The sequence below is a fragment of the Candidatus Rickettsia kedanie genome (assembly GCF_045865205.1).
GTDB lineage: Bacteria > Pseudomonadota > Alphaproteobacteria > Rickettsiales > Rickettsiaceae > Rickettsia > Rickettsia australis.
Genome location: NZ_BAABMM010000019.1, coordinates 1 through 15,301 on the forward strand (window position 1 = coordinate 1; position 15,301 = coordinate 15,301).

Consider the following 15,301-nt stretch of genomic DNA (forward strand, 5'->3'; position numbering starts at 1 on the left):
AAAACTTCTTTAAAAATTTACGAATAGCTTGGGTAAGTTTTTGCTTAAAAGATAAATATAGGAAAACAAAAAAATCTACTTTATCTTCTCTTAAACTTATAAACATCCCTTAACTTGACGCGTATGCCTGCTATAACTATCTCATTATCACCAGTCATAATCGCATTTGCTGCAAGTGCTACGCTTTTAAGACCTGAGCCACATACTTTATTAATCGTATAACCCGGCACTTCTTTCGGTATCCCCGCATGCATCAGAGTTTGCCTCGCCGGATTCTGCCCGCTACCGCCTGTTATTACTTGTCCAAGTATTACCTCACCTACTAAAGCTGAATCGATTTTGCTGTTTTGTATCATATCTTTTATTAAATGAGCAGCTAGCATTGGTGCTGAAGTCGTGCTAAGACTACCCATAAACGAGCCGCACGCCGTCCTTTTCGCATAAGTTATATAAACCGGTTTTGTCATAATGTGTATACTCCCAGTGAATGAATAATAGGTATACGAAGATCAACTTCAAAAAGAGCTAGGTATTCAAAGTCCTCGGAGCGGAGCGTATAGTAATACGTGAGCACCGCAGCTCTTATAGAATGACAACACCAATTTTTTGAAGTTCTATCTAAGTATACTCCTTAAATAATTTATCTAATTTACTATTTATCAAATAGCTAATATGTCCGCTTTTTACTTCTATAAGTTTAGAATTTTTTAATAATTTTTGCAAAGATAAAATGGAAGATTTAGGCACTATTTGCTCATCTTCCGCTGCTACTATATATACAGGGCAATCGATTAAACTCGGATCAATAATCAAATTAGACCTCTTCGGAAACTCTACTTCTAGAGGTAATTTGTACGTCGATCCGGTACTCGCATCTTCACGTTTATATACGCTGCGGTGCTGCATTCCGTGTCTCCTCCAAATTCCTCTCTATAAGCGAATTTCTGAAGAGGTCTATTATCGATTTGCCATTTAAGATTTATAAACATATTTTTATCCAATATATTTTGTATGATTTGATTATCAACCCCTTTAGATATATTATTCCCTGACATAAGGCAATGTTCTATTCTAAATGCTAATTCTTGCTCCTGATCGGAAGTTATAGAGAAGGATTTTTTAATTTAGTATTGAAATAGTTAGGAAATAACAGAAAAAATAAAATTTGAATATGAATTTTAGGAATTATCGGTAAATTTTTTATGCCACTATCTAGTGTTAAATATCTATGCAACATTCTTATAGAAAAAAAATGAGCAAAATCCCACGGGCAGGTAAGTAAAGTCAGAGTTTTTATAAATTTAGGCATAAGTACATTTGTGGCTATCGCAAGGTTACCGTCGATACAATGACCTATGAAATTAATGTCTTTAATTTGCAAACTATCTATTACTTCAATTATTTTATGCACATAGTCGTCTAGTAAATATTTAGGTTCCTCAATCTCTAGCTAATCTACTAAATAAACTTCACCGTAGTTTCTCAAATGTTCAATAAAGTTTTTGCCACGAGCTAGAAAAAATATTTCCGGTGCGTTGAAGATAGAGGGGATGATTAGGAAAGTATGCTTGTCATCCCTGTATCTGTTTATGTCATTCCCGCGAAAGCGGGAATCTAGAGCTAATCATAAGATTGGTTCCCGCTTTTGCGGGAATGACAAGGAGGGCATTGAGGATGATGCCGAGTAATGCAACACCCTATAATGCTCTGTTTGCATTACTATTTTAGCGTATTCTAAATATTTATACCTAGCTTATGTGCCTTTGTATAATTATTATAAAGGTCAAAATATTCCTGTAGTTTATTACTATCTAGCATTGCGAGTATTTTATGACTAAATTATTGACAAAAGACTAAATATATTATATAAGTTCAGCACCTTCAAAGTACAATAAACAGTATACCATCTCTCAGATGCTATCTGTAAATATATTTTCATAAAATCTGAGGTTCTGTGTACTGTATAATTAATGATTATACAGTACACAGAACCTCAAGTACTTAAGTTTTTTTTTTGTCCTTAGGGATTTATAATGCTAAGTACCTCATCACGATCGTTTAAAAGCAAATTCAGAGCGGCATTTTGGCCTGTGCATGATTACGAACTCGGAAAGTTTATTCCGATGAGTGCCTTAATGTTTTGTATTTTATTTAATCAAAATGTTTTACGAATCTTAAAAGATAGTATTTTAATTTCCGAGATTAGTGCAGAAATAGCAGGTTTTGCTAAAGTTTATTGTGTTACGCCTGCTGCTGCTTTATTCGTGATTATTTATGCTAAAATGATTAATCATCTTACTTTTGAAAAGATCTTTTATTATTTAAGTGCATTTTTCATCAGCTTTTTTGTTTTATTTGCCTTTGTTATTTATCCTAATATTCATATTTTTCATGTACATCCCGATAATCTAGCTGACTGGATGGAACGCTATCCTCATTTTAAGTGGTATATCTCATTAGTAGGTAATTGGGGTTATATAGTATATTATAGTCTTGCCGAGCTTTGGCCTAATATTTTTTACGTATTATTATTTTGGCAGTTTGCTAATGAACTTACTACCACCGAAGAAGCAAAAAGATTTTATACTCTCTTTTCGCTATTCGGCAACTCTTCTTTAATATTAGTCGGCTTTTTAATGATGAATCTATCATCGGAAGATACTATTATTAAGAAGTTTATGAGTATTTCGGATAGTAAAATCACTTTAGTTCAAGTATCCACGACAATTGTTGCTATCGTTGCTATTGTTTATTGTTTGTTAGTGAGATTTATTAGCAATAACGTTTTTACTAACCCATTATTCTATGCCAAAGCAAAAAGCGGTAGATCAACTTCAGAACGGATGGGACTGATTAAAAGCTTTAAATATATTGCGAAATCAAAATATTTATGGCTACTTTTAATTTGTTCGGCAGCTTTCGGATTTGCTATTAACTTAGTCGAAGCCGTATGGAAAGCAAAAATTAAGGAATTATATCCGACTGTAAATACCTATGCTGAATTTAACAGTCTGTATATACTTTGGACAGGCGTTGCAATAATGGTTATGACCATCATCGGTAATAACGTTATGCGTATGCATAACTGGTTTGCAGCAGCAGTTATTTCACCAGTTATAATAATGGTGACCGGCATTTTGTTCTTTGTACTTATAGTATTTGATCAACAAATTTTATCATTATTTGATGGAGCAATTTTAATGTCACCTCTTGCTCTTGCCGTTTCGATCGGCGGTATTCAAAATATTTTAGCTAAAGGTACTAAATATTCTATATGGGATACTTCAAGAGAAATGTTATATATCCCTCTTGATGAGGAGCTTAAAACCAAAGGCAAAGCAGCGGTTGACGTAATAAGTGCAAAAGTCGGCAAATCCTCTAGCGGTCTTGTACAATCTATTATCTTTACCTTAGTTCCGACTGCTACTTTTACCTCAATCTCACCGATGCTAATGGTGGTATTTACTTTCGTATGCCTTGCTTGGATTTATGCAGTAAGGAAAATATATTTTGAATATCAAAAAATAGCATAATGATACTGATGTTGCCTACGTGATTCGATTTTCTTGTCATTGTGAGCGACTGTAGGCGTTGTTGCGTGGATCGGTTTTTCTTCTGTCATCCCGCGACTTGATCGCGCGGGATCCAGGAAAAATAGACAAATAATATACGCTACAAGCTGTTTTTCTGGATACCGTGGTCAAGCCACGGTATGACACCGAGCGTATTTTTTCGATCCATGCAATAAGGCTGCGACTGTAAGGAGCGTGGCAACCTCAAGAATCTTATATTACTTGCTTTATGAGATTGCCACGTCTCGATGCTATGCATGTCCTCGCAATGACGTCTCAATATCTACAATAAAGCCCTTGTTAACTAGAAACCCTACAGCATAAAACTATCGATTTTACTATGAATCAATCGCTCCTAAAGCTTTAGTCTTTATATTATCTAAGAAAATCTCAAAATCCTTTCAGATATTTTCAACATCTTTTAAGATAGGAGAAAATGCGTCTTTACTTTGAGAAGAAGGCGGTTTAAATGAAGTGAGGGTAACTTTTTCACTCTTTATAAAATTATGAAGCTGATCCTTAAGTTTAATAGTAACAACTTCACCTGCTAGAGGGTTCGTATGTGCAATCTCATTAATTGGGTTTGGATGCGTAATTTTTGGTTTTTTGGGAGTATTATCTTCCTTGTTCTTGCTACGGAATGAAAAAATTCTAGATAATGGCATTTGATTTACATTCTATTTAAAAAATGCCATGATAGGGAAATAATTTATATTTAACAAGCAGGATAGTTAATTTTCATAAACTTTTCTATCATTCTAGTAACGGAACGTTCTAGCTCAATATCGAATTTTGAATAATCAGAAAAGCTAAACCATTTAAGTTCATTCGATTCGTTATTTTTTATAAAATTAGCGTTATTTACTGTTTTGAGTAAAAATCGTACATCATAGTGATAATGAGCAGGCTCCTTATGAGTTTGCGGAATATAATGGGCGTCTATATCAAAAATTTCTTTATTTATTATTTTAATCTAATTAATTCCGGATTCTTTTATAGCTTCTTTAACCGCTACATTTAATATATTACTATCTCCATCACAATGATCGCCTAGTTGAAGCCATTTATCAAGCTTTTTATGGTGCATCAATAAAAATTTAGTTTTATCATTATTAAGTAAAAAAGCCGCAGCAGTGAAATGTCATATTTGTAAATCTCGGCTAAAATGGTTTTCATACTCATTTAAAAATTCAAGCATTTTTGTTTGTGTAACAATTTCTTCAGGATATATACTACTGTAATTTTGTAGTTTAATATTTAATTCATTCATAACGATAATTTCTTATGTATAGAGCTTCGGTATTTAACTAAATTTTTCTGCTAAGTCAAATGAAAATAACAGCATAAAATTATATTTTACCATGTTTCGTGGTAATATTAACAATTAGTTAATATTTAGTTATACACTATGGCTCTAGAATTTAATATTAATTAATAGGTTTATATTTATGCTTAAGGAAATAATCAATGATATAGTAAACGATAATATAAACCCTTGGTACGATAAGCTTGCAGTAGTAGGAGCATGTGCTGTTGGAATTTATTTAGTAGTAATTGATCCACCTTTAAAAATTGCTATGGCATGTGCTGCCGGCATAATGGGAACATTAGCTGCAATTAAAGTAGGAGAAGCATGTTATAATTATTATATGGAAACAAATACCCAAGAAGAAGGATGAATTGGAGCAGTAGAATATAATACTGCAATATAATAACAAAATATTTTTAATGAATTTAGAGTATAAACCTCTCTAAATTCATATTTATTTAAAATCAAATCTTATCGCTATACAAACCGTTTTTTAGTCTAATTTTGACTTGTTTTAAAGAACGAGGAGTTGCATCCGTAACTTCAATTTCAATATTTTCTGAAATATCTATTCTAGTACCGATAACCGGCACACTACTGACTCTAGTCAATACAAGTCCTCCTATTGTATCAAACTCATCATCATTTTTGAGCTTTTCTCCTATTATTTCTTCAAGCACCTCTACTTCAACACGTGCATTTGAAATAATTGTTGAATTATTAATAACCTTGAAATTATCGCTATCTAATTGCTGATCATGCTCATCATCAATTCGTCCTACTATTTCTTCTATAAGATCTTCAATAGTGACTAAACCGTCAGTACCGCCATACTCATCAACAACTATTGCAATATGTGTTCTCTCACGACGCATTTTTGCTAACAAATCTAATAATTTCATAGAAGGAGCTGCAATTATATGCTTACGTATAAGTTTTTTTAAACGACCATTTTGCTTTGTAGCCAATGCTTTAAACAAATCCTTGATATGAATGAACCCTACTACATTGTCCAAAGTACCGTCATATATAAGAGTTCGTGTATGTGGGACTTCTAACCTAATAGACTCACTTAATTCTTCTAGATTCGTAGTTAATTTAATTGCCGCAATATCAGAACGCGGTACCATTATATCTTCAATAGTTTTATCTTCTAGCTCCAATAAATTAGCTAAAATATTACGCTCGTCTAAAGTCATTTTTTGGCTATTAATTTTAAGGCGCTTGATGACACCAAAAAAATTATCAGGTGTTTTTGTTTTTATAAAAAATTTTTTTATCGGAGAGAATAATTTTCGTACAGTAAAAATTAACTTATTATTTTGATTTTTTTTCCTAGAATCTTCTTTTTGTGAAGATTTTAACATAAAGTTTTTTATTTAGTTAATAAGGGGAAGAAATACCGAAATATGATAATATTTCAATTTCTAGATTTTCCATAATATGTGCTTCTGTGTCATTTTGATGATCAAATCCAATTAAATGTAAAATACTATGTATTAAAAGATGAATAAAATGATTCTCAAAAGTTTTTTGCTGCTCGCACGATTCATTATATATTACCTCATAACAAAATGCTACATCACCTAAATGCATATAATCAGAGTCGCCTAAAAATTCAAGTTTAGAATATAAATCCTGCCAATTTAATTCATTACTTGGAAAAGAAAGAACGTTAGTAGCCTTTTCTATATTACGAAATTGTTTGTTTAAGGTCAATATTTCTGCAGTATTTGTTAGTAAAATTGATAATTCAAATTGTTTTATTTTACTAAAATTATCAAACCGCAATAAAATATTTTGAGTTATTTTTTGGATTAAACGCTTATTTATCTGCTTATGCTCACGCCATTTGTCGTAATTTTTTATGATTTCTACGTTTATCATTGTACCAAGTATTGAATGAATTATCGTTATAGACTTAGATGTCATTTAATGGCATATTCCAAAAGCTGCATATCTTCATTAGAGATAACGTTAATTTTAGATTTTAACCTTAATTTGCTTACTGTCATTATTTGATCAGCCATGGCTTTACCTTTTTTACCACCTATCATTATATAAGCTTCACAAGGATAGCATTTATCAATATTACTAGTTAAAGGTATTTATTTGCACACGATTTAATGAAGCATGTGAGTAATCGTTGCTAACGATTATTGCCGGTCTTACTTTAGTTACTTCACCGCCTAACTAGGGATTAAAATCTACCAACCATACTTCACCTCTTGTCATACAAATCACTTTCTATTAATCCTTCTACCCACTCATTGGCTTGTTCTTCAGCTTTTGTATCTTTAGCCATAGCTTCGTCAGCAACTCCCAGCTCCTCATTAATTACATAAGGTTTTACAAGTTGTTCAATAAATTTACTAATTTTACATTCACCTATTACAGAATAAAGCCTATAATAAACTGCTTCATCTATAGTAATTGTTAATTTCTTCTGCATAAAACCATCCTCATACACGTATATCATACGTGTAGTATCATATATAAAAATTAATCAATATTAGGATTATTTACTTTAGAGGTATTGCCAGAAAGAGTTAATATTGTCATGAGTTAAGTAACTAAAAGGAAGTAGCAAGCTCAGGACTCTTGTACTACTTGCTTTATGAGATTGCCACGTCGATGCTACTGCGCTTCTTCTCGCAATGACGGTTCTAGTATCCATACAACAACACCCGTTAAGCAACTGTATGACGCTGTTGGTAATTCTCTTTTAATTTTTGAAAATCCTCATCGGCATAGTATGAAGAACGGGTTAGTGGGGTTGCCGAAACCATCAAGAATCCTTTTGTTTTTGCTATTCGCTCTAAATATTTAAACTCTTCAGGAGTAACATATTTTGCGACCTCGGCATGATTTTTAGTAGGTTGCAGATACTGCCCGATAGTGAGGAAATCAACCTTTGCTTCCCTTAAATCATCCATAACCTGTACTACTTCATTTATTTCTTCGCCAAGCCCTACCATCATACCGGATTTTGTAAAAATTTCAGGCGATAATTTTTTGATATTGTGAAGTAAGCTTAAAGAATTATAATATCTAGCCCCAGGTCTAATCGTTTTATATAAAGACGGTACTGTTTCGACATTATGATTAAAGACGTCAGGCTTTGAATTGGCTATTATTTCAGCTGCTCCTTCTTTTCTTAAAAAATCGGGCGTTAGAATCTCGATAGTAGTATTTGGCGATGATTTTCTAATTTCATTAATACACTCCGCAAAATGTGAAGCTCCACCGTCCTCAAGGTCATCACGATCGACGGAAGTAATTACCACATGCTTAAGATTTAACTTTTGTACCGCCTCTGCTAACCTTTGCGGTTCGTGCGGATCAAGTAAATCCGGTCTACCCGTTTTGACATTACAAAACCTACAGGCTCTAGTACAAACCGAACCTAAAACCATCACGGTTGCATGTTTTTTCGACCAACACTCACCGATATTAGGACAAGCAGCTTCTTCGCACACAGTATTTAAACTCAGATTCTTTATTAAATCTTTTGTATTATAATACTCTGCAGAATTAGGAGCTTTAACCTTTATCCAATCCGGTCTTTTGTTTAAATTAGTCATAAAACGGAAATAATTTAATTAGTTTTGTTACTTTATTTAGCACTTTCTGTTCAGCTTTACTATTATCTTCATTATTCTTTAGACCATCTAAAATATCTGCTACCATATGACCGACTAATACAAAATCCTTGTCTTTAAAGCCTCTAGTAGTACACGCTGGAGTACCAAGGCGAATACCTGAAGTGATCAAAGGCGAAGTTTCATCAAACGGGATAGCATTCTTATTACATGTAATTCCTGCTCTATCTAAAGAATTAGCAGCAAGCTTTCCGGTAATGCCGTTTTTACGCAAATCCACTAAAACAATATGATTATCTGTCCCGCCTGTTAATATATCATATCCTCTTTCTTGCAAGCTACTTGCGAAAGCTTTAGCGTTACTTATTACCTGCTTAATATAGCTTTTATATTCAGGCTGCAAGCTTTCTAAAAAAGCTACTGCTTTTGCGGCGATTATATGCATTAAAGGACCACCTTGTAATCCTGGAAATAATGCAGAATTTATTTTTTTGCCTATCTCTTCATCGTTAGATAAGATTAAACCGCCCCTTGGTCCCCTAAGCGTTTTGTGAGTAGTAGAGGTAACAACATGAGCATAAGAAGTAGGGCTTTGATGCTCACCTGTGGCAACAAGCCCTGCAATATGAGCAATATCTGCCATGAAATATGCTCCGACTTTATCCGCAATTTCTCTAAATCTTGCAAAATCAATATTACGAGGATAAGCAGAAAAGCCAGCTATAAGTAGTTTTGGCTTATGTAAAACTGCTAACCTCTCAATCTCATCATAATCGATTAAATAAGTTTCTTTATTTACGCTATAAGAAACGGCGTTAAACCATTTACCGGACATATTAGGGGCTGCACCGTGTGTTAGATGCCCGCCGCTATCTAAGGACATACCAAGAATTGTATCGCCCGGCTGTAATAAAGCAAGATATACAGCCTGATTTGCTTGTGAGCCTGAATGAGGTTGCACATTTGCATATTTGCAGTTAAATAATTTTTTTACTCTCTCTATCGCTAAATTTTCAGCTTTATCTACTTCCTCACAACCGTTATAAAAACGTTTACTGGAATACCCTTCTGCATATTTATTAGTCAGAATCGACCCTTGCGCTTCAAGCACTGCGGGACTTACGAGATTCTCTGATGCAATAAGCTCGATTACGCTACTTTGACGTAACTTTTCATGCTTTATTATTTCATTAATTTCTTTATCCGTTTCATGTAAATTATTATTAAAAATATTCATTAATTATCCTATATTTATATTGCTTCTACATTTTCATACAACTCGTTCAATCTACTATTTCTGAACCTGAACTTAGTTCCATGATTATGCCCTGTTCTAGCATCAAAATCTACAACAATATCCCCAGAATATAAGAAAAATTCTTTCTCTGCTTCTTTTTTTACCTCTACACCTATAAAAAAACAATTATGAATTTTAGTTCCTGTTTTATGATACAAGTCTTGAAATCCACAAGATAGTTGAGGATTAAGCTCTTTTAAACCAATATTTTTTTTCAACAGATAATAACCACTCTTTATGATGATTAGCTACAAGCTCAGCATCAAACGAGATTAAAACTTTCTGCTCTAATCTATCTACAATTATTTTGAATCCTCTATCACTCTAAGGTAGAAATTGTCTGACTAAAGCTCTTTTCGTGAATAGGATATTTTTTTCCTGCCTCTTGATGAGACCAACCATATTTGGGTAATAGCATACAAGGAACAAATTTTAAAGCTGTAGGGGAGGGCTCCATATGAAAAAGGGTCGTAAGTGATACGGTATTAAGACGTTGACATTTTAGTTCCCATTCAGCAGCATTTGGAATTGGTAAATTATGTTCTCCGATACCTAATAAATCTTCAATAGTGTTTCCAACCCCACCATGATTTCCATGTCTACTATTTTCTATCCATCCCATAGATTTAATTTCAAGTAATTTAGCAATTAAAGATTCTTTTGTATAAATAGGAATATTTATTTTATTAACATTGTTAATTTGTCCAGTTGATCATTAATTCTTGCTTGTGCTTTATTTACATACTCTTGAGAAATTTCTATACCTATATAATCTCAATTTAATTTTTGAGCAGCTATTGCTGTTGTTCCAGAACCCATAAATGGATCTAAGACTATTGTTGCTTAGTAGAAGATATAATTCTTTCAATTAGTGCATTTGGAAACGGTGCAGGATGATCATTATTCATTTCTTGAGTAAATTCCCATACATCACCATATGCATTTGCTTTAGGAGACAATTTAAAATTTTCCTTACATAGGTAGCAAATAACCAGGATTAAAGTTTATCCCTCCTGTGCATTGCCATATAATAATTTGCCTTACAGGAAAACCTGATATTATATCTTGATGATCTTGTAGAATTCCTTTTTGTACTCTCCATTTATGGTTATAGAAAATAGCTCCATCATTTGATATTATCCTCAGCATTTCAGCTAAGCATTCTCTTTGCCAACTGACATATTCATCATGCGGCATACAATCGGAGTGGTTTTATAACCATTAAGTAAAGCTGTATTTGACCATTTACCACCACGTCCATCTTTCATGCCATTACCCGTAGAATTCTTTAAATTATATGGTGGAGAAGTTACAATCAAATCAATAGAATTATTGGGGATTTTATCCATTACTTCTAAACAATCACCACAAATAATCTTAGTTTATAAAGTCTTAAGGCAATCACATAGTTTAATTTTTATACACAGAATCTATAAAATTAATCGCAATCTCAAGCCCCCGTCCATCTATTGAGTGAGCAAGAGAAGTTAATTTATGCCCGCTATGCTCTATATGGAGCTTAGATAAATAGTTTGAAGCATTATACATCTCACTAACACCAACCACCTCATCTAATTCCCCATGAATCAAGCATATAGGGGTACGCTTATTATTAACTTCCATAAGTGGAATTAATGCACCCGCAAAACCTATAGTACAAAAAAACGGCTCTTTTTGAACTAGTGTTAAATATAACCCTACCATCGTACCTTGCGAAAAGCCGATAATGATAGTATCCTTGTTGGTTAGATTTAACTCTTCCTGCTTTTGCTTTATTATATCTTCAAGCTTAGAAATATTATTTGCAATTAGCTTTGCCATAATATGTGGGCTGCGGTCTTGCAAACTAAACCATTGTCTACCATAAGGCATCATATCATAAGCCTCGATACCATGTGGGGAAATAAAATGACAATTGGGTAAATCATTTTTGATATAAGGGACTAATCCTATTAAATCATGTCCGTCCGAGCCGACACCGTGCAGTAACACTACTAGTTTCTTTGCCGGCTGCTCTTTACTTTCTACTTCGGGATATTCTAAATATTTGTTCATGTTTTTTAAAAAATTGTTATGTTTTATATGTCATGCCCGCGAAAGCGGGAATCCAGTCATTAAAAAATTTAAACGCTCTAAACAGTATGACATCCTTACTCTCTTAACATCTTCTCAAGCTCGCCATTATTGTATAGCTCCGTTGTAATGTCACAGCCGCCGACTAATTCCCCTTTAATGTATAATTGTGGGAATGTTGGCCAATCGCTAAATTTTTTTAAATCTTCGCGAAATTCCGGATTAACAAATACATTAATATCACGAAACTCTACACCTAATTTATTCAAAATAGCTACTACTTTAGCAGAAAAGCCACACATTGGAGCTTCCTGAGTACCTTTCATGAACAGCACTACTTTATTATTTTTTAGTGCATTTTCTATAAATTCAAAATTTTTATTTTCTAGCATTTTAAGACTCAATAATTTATCTTCTAAAATACACTTTCTATAGCAATATATGCAAGCACAAATAGTTAATAAAATTCTTGAGATTTTTAGTAAGAATAATCCAAATCCGAAAACTGAATTAATATATAAGAATGATTTTACCTTATTAGTAGCAGTAATATTATCTGCTCAAGCCACCGATATATCAGTAAATTTAGCGACTAAATCTTTATTTGAAGCTTACGATACACCGGAAAAAATTCTAGAACTCGGTGAAGAAGGACTTAAAAAATATATCAAATCTATCGGACTATTTAACAGCAAAGCAAAAAATATTATCGCATTATGTAAAATATTGATAAGCAATTATCAAGCTTCAGTACCAAATGACTTTCAGGAATTAGTGAAACTACCGGGCGTTGGCAGAAAAACTGCCAATGTTGTACAAAACTGCTTATTCGGTATGCCGACAATGGCAGTTGATACGCATGTTTTTAGAGTAGCCAAAAGGATTGGACTTGCTAAAGGTAATAGTCCTGAAATAGTAGAAAAAGAGCTACTGCAAATTATCGATGGAAAATGGCTAACTCACGCCCATCACTGGCTAATTCTGCATGGTAGATATCTTTGCAAAGCTAGAAAACTAGATTGTGACATCTGCCCTATTAAAGAGTATTGTGAGTATTATATTAATAAACTCACAGTAAATGAAATAGATATACGAAGATCAACTTCAAAAAGAGCAAGGAGTCTATAAGTCGAGGAACGGAGCCTATACTTAATAAGTGAGTACCGCAGATCTTATAAGACGACTTAGCCAATTTTTGAAGCTCTATCTGAGTATACATTTTAAGTTGATAATTTTTTGTTTACTTCATAATATCTAGTCTCAATTTGATAAAGGTAAATTTATGCGTTCAGCATTTATAACTTCTATATTAGTAGCTGTAGCTTTCTTAACAAGTGCGTGTAATACAATGCAAGGAGTTGGTCAAGATATGCAAGCGGCAGGTAAAAAACTTGAAGATTCAGCAGAAAGAAATAAGCCTAAAAAAGGTTGCAGATGTTCTCACAGCTCAGCTAACTAATGTGTAATAGGTCGTCTGATATATCACAGGCGATCTTTTATTTTTCCTACCTTATCGATTTCTGCTTTTAGCTTTTCTATTTCCTCTCTAGTTAGCCCTGTAGAATCTGCTATTATATTTATATCTATATTTTAAAATAATAAGTTCTTTGCTATTTCTATATTTCTTTCAGCCCTTCCTTTCTCTTCCATCTTTTTAAAAGCCCCGGCTTTAATTCTAAGCCATTCTCTACGATTCTCATATTCTTCTCTTTCTGCATCACTTAAATTTATTACTTCAAGTATTGTTAATGCTTTTTTAGCTCCTTATTATCTAGCTCTTTTGGTAAATTATCTTTATTTAATAAATCATTACGTGTTAAAAATGCTAGCCATATATCTAAAGCGTTTTTAACTTTCTTAACGACATCCGATGACTCTTCTTTAGGGTTCTTAGCAAATTTATTAAGCTCTATAGTATGTAGTGCTATATCTTTGAAATATATTAAACCACTATTTTTTTGCTTAACTGAAAAGCATTATGATAATTATCAGTATTCGTAATACTTATAAAATTAAGTATATGTATACCTATTGCTTTGTTTAATTCTGAGTAGCTGGCTCCTTCTCTTAGCTGCTGCATATACATCTTTGCCCAATAATATAAAGCTCGTTTATCGTAATCCGCTTCATCTGTCACTTGTATTGCAATATTAAATATTTTACTATTTTCACTCTTGGCTTTAATATTAAGGATAGACAGCTTATCTGTCCAAAAATTCTTCGGGTTATATGGATTAAGCAGCATTACTTTTGCAACCTGATCTTCTTTGCTTACTATCGAATTAATAAGCAAGATCAACAAATCCTTATTCTCTTCTACTCCAAAGATTTTTTTAAAGGCCAAATCGACTCTCGGCTTAAATTTATACATATTATACTACTAAATTTTATCTTTTCTCTTTAATTTACCATATTCTAAGGTAAATTCTACTATAAATTTATACTAGGCTTCTTTGGAAACTCGCTTATAGGGAGGAATTTGAAGGAAACACAGAACGCAGAACCGCAGCATATATAGACATACATGAGGATGCGAGTACCGGATCGACGTACAAATTACCTCTAGAAGTAGAGTTTCAGAAGAAGTCTATTAAGTTTTTTGCTTGTTCACCAATCTATATATTGCTTTCTTACTATAAACGTCTTTGAATTTGTCATAAGCAAGTTCGGTAGAGGTTTTGCTACTTAAGTTTTTACTTAAGCAAAGTTCTATAAATTTTTCTAAATTTATTTGTTGGTTTTGTTCTTGTAAATTTCCTGAAATCAACAATACTATCTCACCTTTTAAAATATTGTTTTGATAGAACTCTATTATTTCATCTATATCCCCTGTTTTTATTTCCTGATACAGTTTAGTTAACTCACGAGCTACACATATTGCTCGGTTTCCTAGTATTTCCTTAGCTACCGATAAGGTGTTTATCAAACGAGGAGCAGTTTCAAAAAAAATCAATGTAGCCTTAAGATTTACTAATTCAGAAAAAATCTTTTGCTTACTTTCTGTAGTTTTAGGTAAAAACCCGTGAAATAAAAATCGATCAGTAGGAAGAGCCGATAAAGTTAGAGCAGTAATCAGTGCAGATACCCCTGGTACTACGTCTATATGACAATTAAGATTACGCAACCCTTTAACTAACTTATAGCCAGGATCGGAAATTAAAGGAGTTCCTGCATCAGAAATTAAGCTTATTATATTGCCCGATTTTATTAAACTTATAATATTTTCTCTATCTTTCTCGTCACTATGATCATTATAAATTTGTAATTTAGTATAAATATCATGTTTTGCTAGCAATTTTTGCGATATTCTAGTATCCTCACATAAGATAATATCTGAGTTTTTTAGAGTCGATATAGCACGAAGCGTTATATCTTCAAAATTGCCTATCGGCGTTGAAACAATATATAATCCCGATTTTAAAATCATAGTTTTTTAATTTTAAGTAAT

22 protein-coding genes and 3 pseudogenes are annotated in these 15,301 nt (G+C 32.8%); 4 read left to right on the forward strand and 21 right to left on the reverse strand.

The annotated features are described in order from the left end of the window. Positions 1 to 125 precede the first annotated feature (125 nt). A pseudogene (locus tag ACKTSD_RS02240) lies at positions 126 to 467 on the reverse strand (thiolase family protein); the annotation flags it as partial. 154 nt (positions 468 to 621) lie between these two features. Next, a pseudogene (locus tag ACKTSD_RS02245) lies at positions 622 to 1,818 on the reverse strand (palindromic element RPE1 domain-containing protein); the annotation flags it as partial. A gap of 215 nt (positions 1,819 to 2,033) precedes the next feature. Here ACKTSD_RS02245 and tlc5 point away from each other — a divergent pair. Then, on the forward strand, positions 2,034 to 3,533 hold the full coding sequence (tlc5, locus tag ACKTSD_RS02250; protein WP_412707815.1) for a GTP/GDP exchange transporter Tlc5: 1,500 nt from the start codon (positions 2,034 to 2,036) through the stop codon (positions 3,531 to 3,533). Between the two features lie 440 nt (positions 3,534 to 3,973). Here tlc5 and ACKTSD_RS02260 read toward each other — a convergent pair whose 3' ends face one another. The 3 genes and pseudogenes from ACKTSD_RS02260 to ACKTSD_RS02270 all read right to left on the reverse strand — a co-directional run bounded on the left by ACKTSD_RS02260 (position 3,974) and on the right by ACKTSD_RS02270 (position 4,842). Then, complete coding sequence (locus ACKTSD_RS02260) at positions 3,974 to 4,237, reverse strand: hypothetical protein (protein WP_412707816.1); 264 nt, start codon at positions 4,235 to 4,237, stop codon at positions 3,974 to 3,976. A 50-nt stretch (positions 4,238 to 4,287) separates the two neighbouring features. Then, positions 4,288 to 4,659: pseudogene (locus ACKTSD_RS02265) on the reverse strand (NUDIX hydrolase). A 54-nt stretch (positions 4,660 to 4,713) separates the two neighbouring features. After that, on the reverse strand, positions 4,714 to 4,842 hold the full coding sequence (locus ACKTSD_RS02270) for a nucleoside triphosphate hydrolase (protein ID WP_412707817.1): 129 nt from the start codon (positions 4,840 to 4,842) through the stop codon (positions 4,714 to 4,716). A gap of 178 nt (positions 4,843 to 5,020) precedes the next feature. Between ACKTSD_RS02270 and ACKTSD_RS02275 the strand changes: the two genes are divergently transcribed. Then, positions 5,021 to 5,251, forward strand: coding sequence for a hypothetical protein (locus ACKTSD_RS02275; RefSeq protein WP_412707818.1), 231 nt, complete (start codon positions 5,021 to 5,023; stop codon positions 5,249 to 5,251). 94 nt (positions 5,252 to 5,345) lie between these two features. Here the strand turns inward: ACKTSD_RS02275 and tlyC are convergent, their stop codons facing one another. The 14 genes from tlyC to grxD form a co-directional block, all read right to left on the reverse strand. Further along, entirely contained in the window at positions 5,346 to 6,248 is a 903-nt protein-coding gene (gene tlyC / locus ACKTSD_RS02280; RefSeq protein WP_412707819.1) for a hemolysin C, read from the reverse strand. Positions 6,249 to 6,264: 16 nt separating this feature from the next. After that, the gene (gene ybeY / locus ACKTSD_RS02285; protein ID WP_412707950.1) at positions 6,265 to 6,768 is read right to left on the reverse strand and encodes an rRNA maturation RNase YbeY; all 504 of its coding nucleotides are present in this window, start codon (positions 6,766 to 6,768) and stop codon (positions 6,265 to 6,267) included. A 41-nt stretch (positions 6,769 to 6,809) separates the two neighbouring features. Next, complete coding sequence (locus ACKTSD_RS02290) at positions 6,810 to 6,938, reverse strand: type II toxin-antitoxin system PemK/MazF family toxin (RefSeq protein ID WP_412707820.1); 129 nt, start codon at positions 6,936 to 6,938, stop codon at positions 6,810 to 6,812. A 164-nt stretch (positions 6,939 to 7,102) separates the two neighbouring features. Next, positions 7,103 to 7,333 (reverse strand): DUF8778 family protein, encoded by a 231-nt coding sequence (locus tag ACKTSD_RS02295; RefSeq protein ID WP_412707821.1) that lies wholly within the window; start codon positions 7,331 to 7,333, stop codon positions 7,103 to 7,105. A 238-nt stretch (positions 7,334 to 7,571) separates the two neighbouring features. Continuing rightward, entirely contained in the window at positions 7,572 to 8,465 is an 894-nt protein-coding gene (gene lipA / locus ACKTSD_RS02300; protein ID WP_412707822.1) for a lipoyl synthase, read from the reverse strand. Next, positions 8,458 to 9,720 (reverse strand): serine hydroxymethyltransferase, encoded by a 1,263-nt coding sequence (gene glyA / locus ACKTSD_RS02305; protein ID WP_412707823.1) that lies wholly within the window; start codon positions 9,718 to 9,720, stop codon positions 8,458 to 8,460. Before glyA ends, lipA begins: the two co-directional genes overlap by 8 nt. A gap of 14 nt (positions 9,721 to 9,734) precedes the next feature. Beyond that, the gene (locus tag ACKTSD_RS02310) at positions 9,735 to 9,998 is read right to left on the reverse strand and encodes a PDDEXK family nuclease (RefSeq protein ID WP_412707824.1); all 264 of its coding nucleotides are present in this window, start codon (positions 9,996 to 9,998) and stop codon (positions 9,735 to 9,737) included. 101 nt (positions 9,999 to 10,099) lie between these two features. Further along, entirely contained in the window at positions 10,100 to 10,480 is a 381-nt protein-coding gene (locus ACKTSD_RS02315) for an MvaI/BcnI family restriction endonuclease (protein ID WP_412707951.1), read from the reverse strand. A gap of 74 nt (positions 10,481 to 10,554) precedes the next feature. Continuing rightward, complete coding sequence (locus tag ACKTSD_RS02320; RefSeq protein WP_412707952.1) at positions 10,555 to 10,599, reverse strand: hypothetical protein; 45 nt, start codon at positions 10,597 to 10,599, stop codon at positions 10,555 to 10,557. Positions 10,600 to 10,613: 14 nt separating this feature from the next. After that, positions 10,614 to 10,739 (reverse strand): hypothetical protein, encoded by a 126-nt coding sequence (locus tag ACKTSD_RS02325; RefSeq protein ID WP_412707825.1) that lies wholly within the window; start codon positions 10,737 to 10,739, stop codon positions 10,614 to 10,616. A gap of 13 nt (positions 10,740 to 10,752) precedes the next feature. Beyond that, positions 10,753 to 10,929, reverse strand: a complete 177-nt coding sequence (locus tag ACKTSD_RS02330) for a hypothetical protein (RefSeq protein WP_412707826.1) — start codon at positions 10,927 to 10,929, stop codon at positions 10,753 to 10,755. Positions 10,930 to 10,934: 5 nt separating this feature from the next. Further along, a complete protein-coding gene (locus tag ACKTSD_RS02335; protein ID WP_412707827.1) occupies positions 10,935 to 11,129 on the reverse strand; it encodes a hypothetical protein in 195 nt (64 codons plus the stop codon). Between the two features lie 61 nt (positions 11,130 to 11,190). Beyond that, positions 11,191 to 11,835: an alpha/beta hydrolase family protein gene (locus tag ACKTSD_RS02340; RefSeq protein WP_412707828.1), complete on the reverse strand. Its 645-nt coding sequence runs from the start codon at positions 11,833 to 11,835 to the stop codon at positions 11,191 to 11,193. Positions 11,836 to 11,930: 95 nt separating this feature from the next. After that, positions 11,931 to 12,245: a Grx4 family monothiol glutaredoxin gene (grxD, locus tag ACKTSD_RS02345; RefSeq protein ID WP_412707829.1), complete on the reverse strand. Its 315-nt coding sequence runs from the start codon at positions 12,243 to 12,245 to the stop codon at positions 11,931 to 11,933. 49 nt (positions 12,246 to 12,294) lie between these two features. On the opposite strand from grxD, the gene nth reads away from it, so the two are divergent. Both nth and ACKTSD_RS02355 read left to right on the forward strand, forming a co-directional pair. Then, on the forward strand, positions 12,295 to 12,981 hold the full coding sequence (gene nth, locus ACKTSD_RS02350; RefSeq protein ID WP_412707830.1) for an endonuclease III: 687 nt from the start codon (positions 12,295 to 12,297) through the stop codon (positions 12,979 to 12,981). Positions 12,982 to 13,135: 154 nt separating this feature from the next. Next, positions 13,136 to 13,312, forward strand: coding sequence for an entericidin A/B family lipoprotein (locus ACKTSD_RS02355; RefSeq protein WP_412707831.1), 177 nt, complete (start codon positions 13,136 to 13,138; stop codon positions 13,310 to 13,312). Between the two features lie 483 nt (positions 13,313 to 13,795). Here the strand turns inward: ACKTSD_RS02355 and ACKTSD_RS02360 are convergent, their stop codons facing one another. Together ACKTSD_RS02360 and rsmI are read right to left on the reverse strand one after the other, a co-directional pair. Continuing rightward, entirely contained in the window at positions 13,796 to 14,224 is a 429-nt protein-coding gene (locus tag ACKTSD_RS02360; RefSeq protein ID WP_412707832.1) for an Rpn family recombination-promoting nuclease/putative transposase, read from the reverse strand. Positions 14,225 to 14,443: 219 nt separating this feature from the next. Continuing rightward, complete coding sequence (gene rsmI / locus ACKTSD_RS02370; protein ID WP_412707833.1) at positions 14,444 to 15,280, reverse strand: 16S rRNA (cytidine(1402)-2'-O)-methyltransferase; 837 nt, start codon at positions 15,278 to 15,280, stop codon at positions 14,444 to 14,446. Positions 15,281 to 15,301: the final 21 nt, after the last annotated feature.

Coding starts and splice junctions, on each gene's coding strand:
- tlc5 (WP_412707815.1), top strand. CDS start 2,034: ATGCTAAGTACCTCATCACGATCGTTTAAAAGCAAATTCAGAGCGGCA.
- ACKTSD_RS02260 (WP_412707816.1), bottom strand. CDS start 4,237: ATGCCATTATCTAGAATTTTTTCATTCCGTAGCAAGAACAAGGAAGAT.
- ACKTSD_RS02270 (WP_412707817.1), bottom strand. CDS start 4,842: ATGAATGAATTAAATATTAAACTACAAAATTACAGTAGTATATATCCT.
- ACKTSD_RS02275 (WP_412707818.1), top strand. CDS start 5,021: ATGCTTAAGGAAATAATCAATGATATAGTAAACGATAATATAAACCCT.
- tlyC (WP_412707819.1), bottom strand. CDS start 6,248: ATGTTAAAATCTTCACAAAAAGAAGATTCTAGGAAAAAAAATCAAAAT.
- ybeY (WP_412707950.1), bottom strand. CDS start 6,768: ATGATAAACGTAGAAATCATAAAAAATTACGACAAATGGCGTGAGCAT.
- ACKTSD_RS02290 (WP_412707820.1), bottom strand. CDS start 6,938: ATGATAGGTGGTAAAAAAGGTAAAGCCATGGCTGATCAAATAATGACA.
- ACKTSD_RS02295 (WP_412707821.1), bottom strand. CDS start 7,333: ATGCAGAAGAAATTAACAATTACTATAGATGAAGCAGTTTATTATAGG.
- lipA (WP_412707822.1), bottom strand. CDS start 8,465: ATGACTAATTTAAACAAAAGACCGGATTGGATAAAGGTTAAAGCTCCT.
- glyA (WP_412707823.1), bottom strand. CDS start 9,720: ATGAATATTTTTAATAATAATTTACATGAAACGGATAAAGAAATTAAT.
- ACKTSD_RS02330 (WP_412707826.1), bottom strand. CDS start 10,929: ATGCTGAGGATAATATCAAATGATGGAGCTATTTTCTATAACCATAAA.
- ACKTSD_RS02335 (WP_412707827.1), bottom strand. CDS start 11,129: ATGGATAAAATCCCCAATAATTCTATTGATTTGATTGTAACTTCTCCA.
- ACKTSD_RS02340 (WP_412707828.1), bottom strand. CDS start 11,835: ATGAACAAATATTTAGAATATCCCGAAGTAGAAAGTAAAGAGCAGCCG.
- grxD (WP_412707829.1), bottom strand. CDS start 12,245: ATGCTAGAAAATAAAAATTTTGAATTTATAGAAAATGCACTAAAAAAT.
- nth (WP_412707830.1), top strand. CDS start 12,295: ATGCAAGCACAAATAGTTAATAAAATTCTTGAGATTTTTAGTAAGAAT.
- ACKTSD_RS02355 (WP_412707831.1), top strand. CDS start 13,136: ATGCGTTCAGCATTTATAACTTCTATATTAGTAGCTGTAGCTTTCTTA.
- ACKTSD_RS02360 (WP_412707832.1), bottom strand. CDS start 14,224: ATGTATAAATTTAAGCCGAGAGTCGATTTGGCCTTTAAAAAAATCTTT.
- rsmI (WP_412707833.1), bottom strand. CDS start 15,280: ATGATTTTAAAATCGGGATTATATATTGTTTCAACGCCGATAGGCAAT.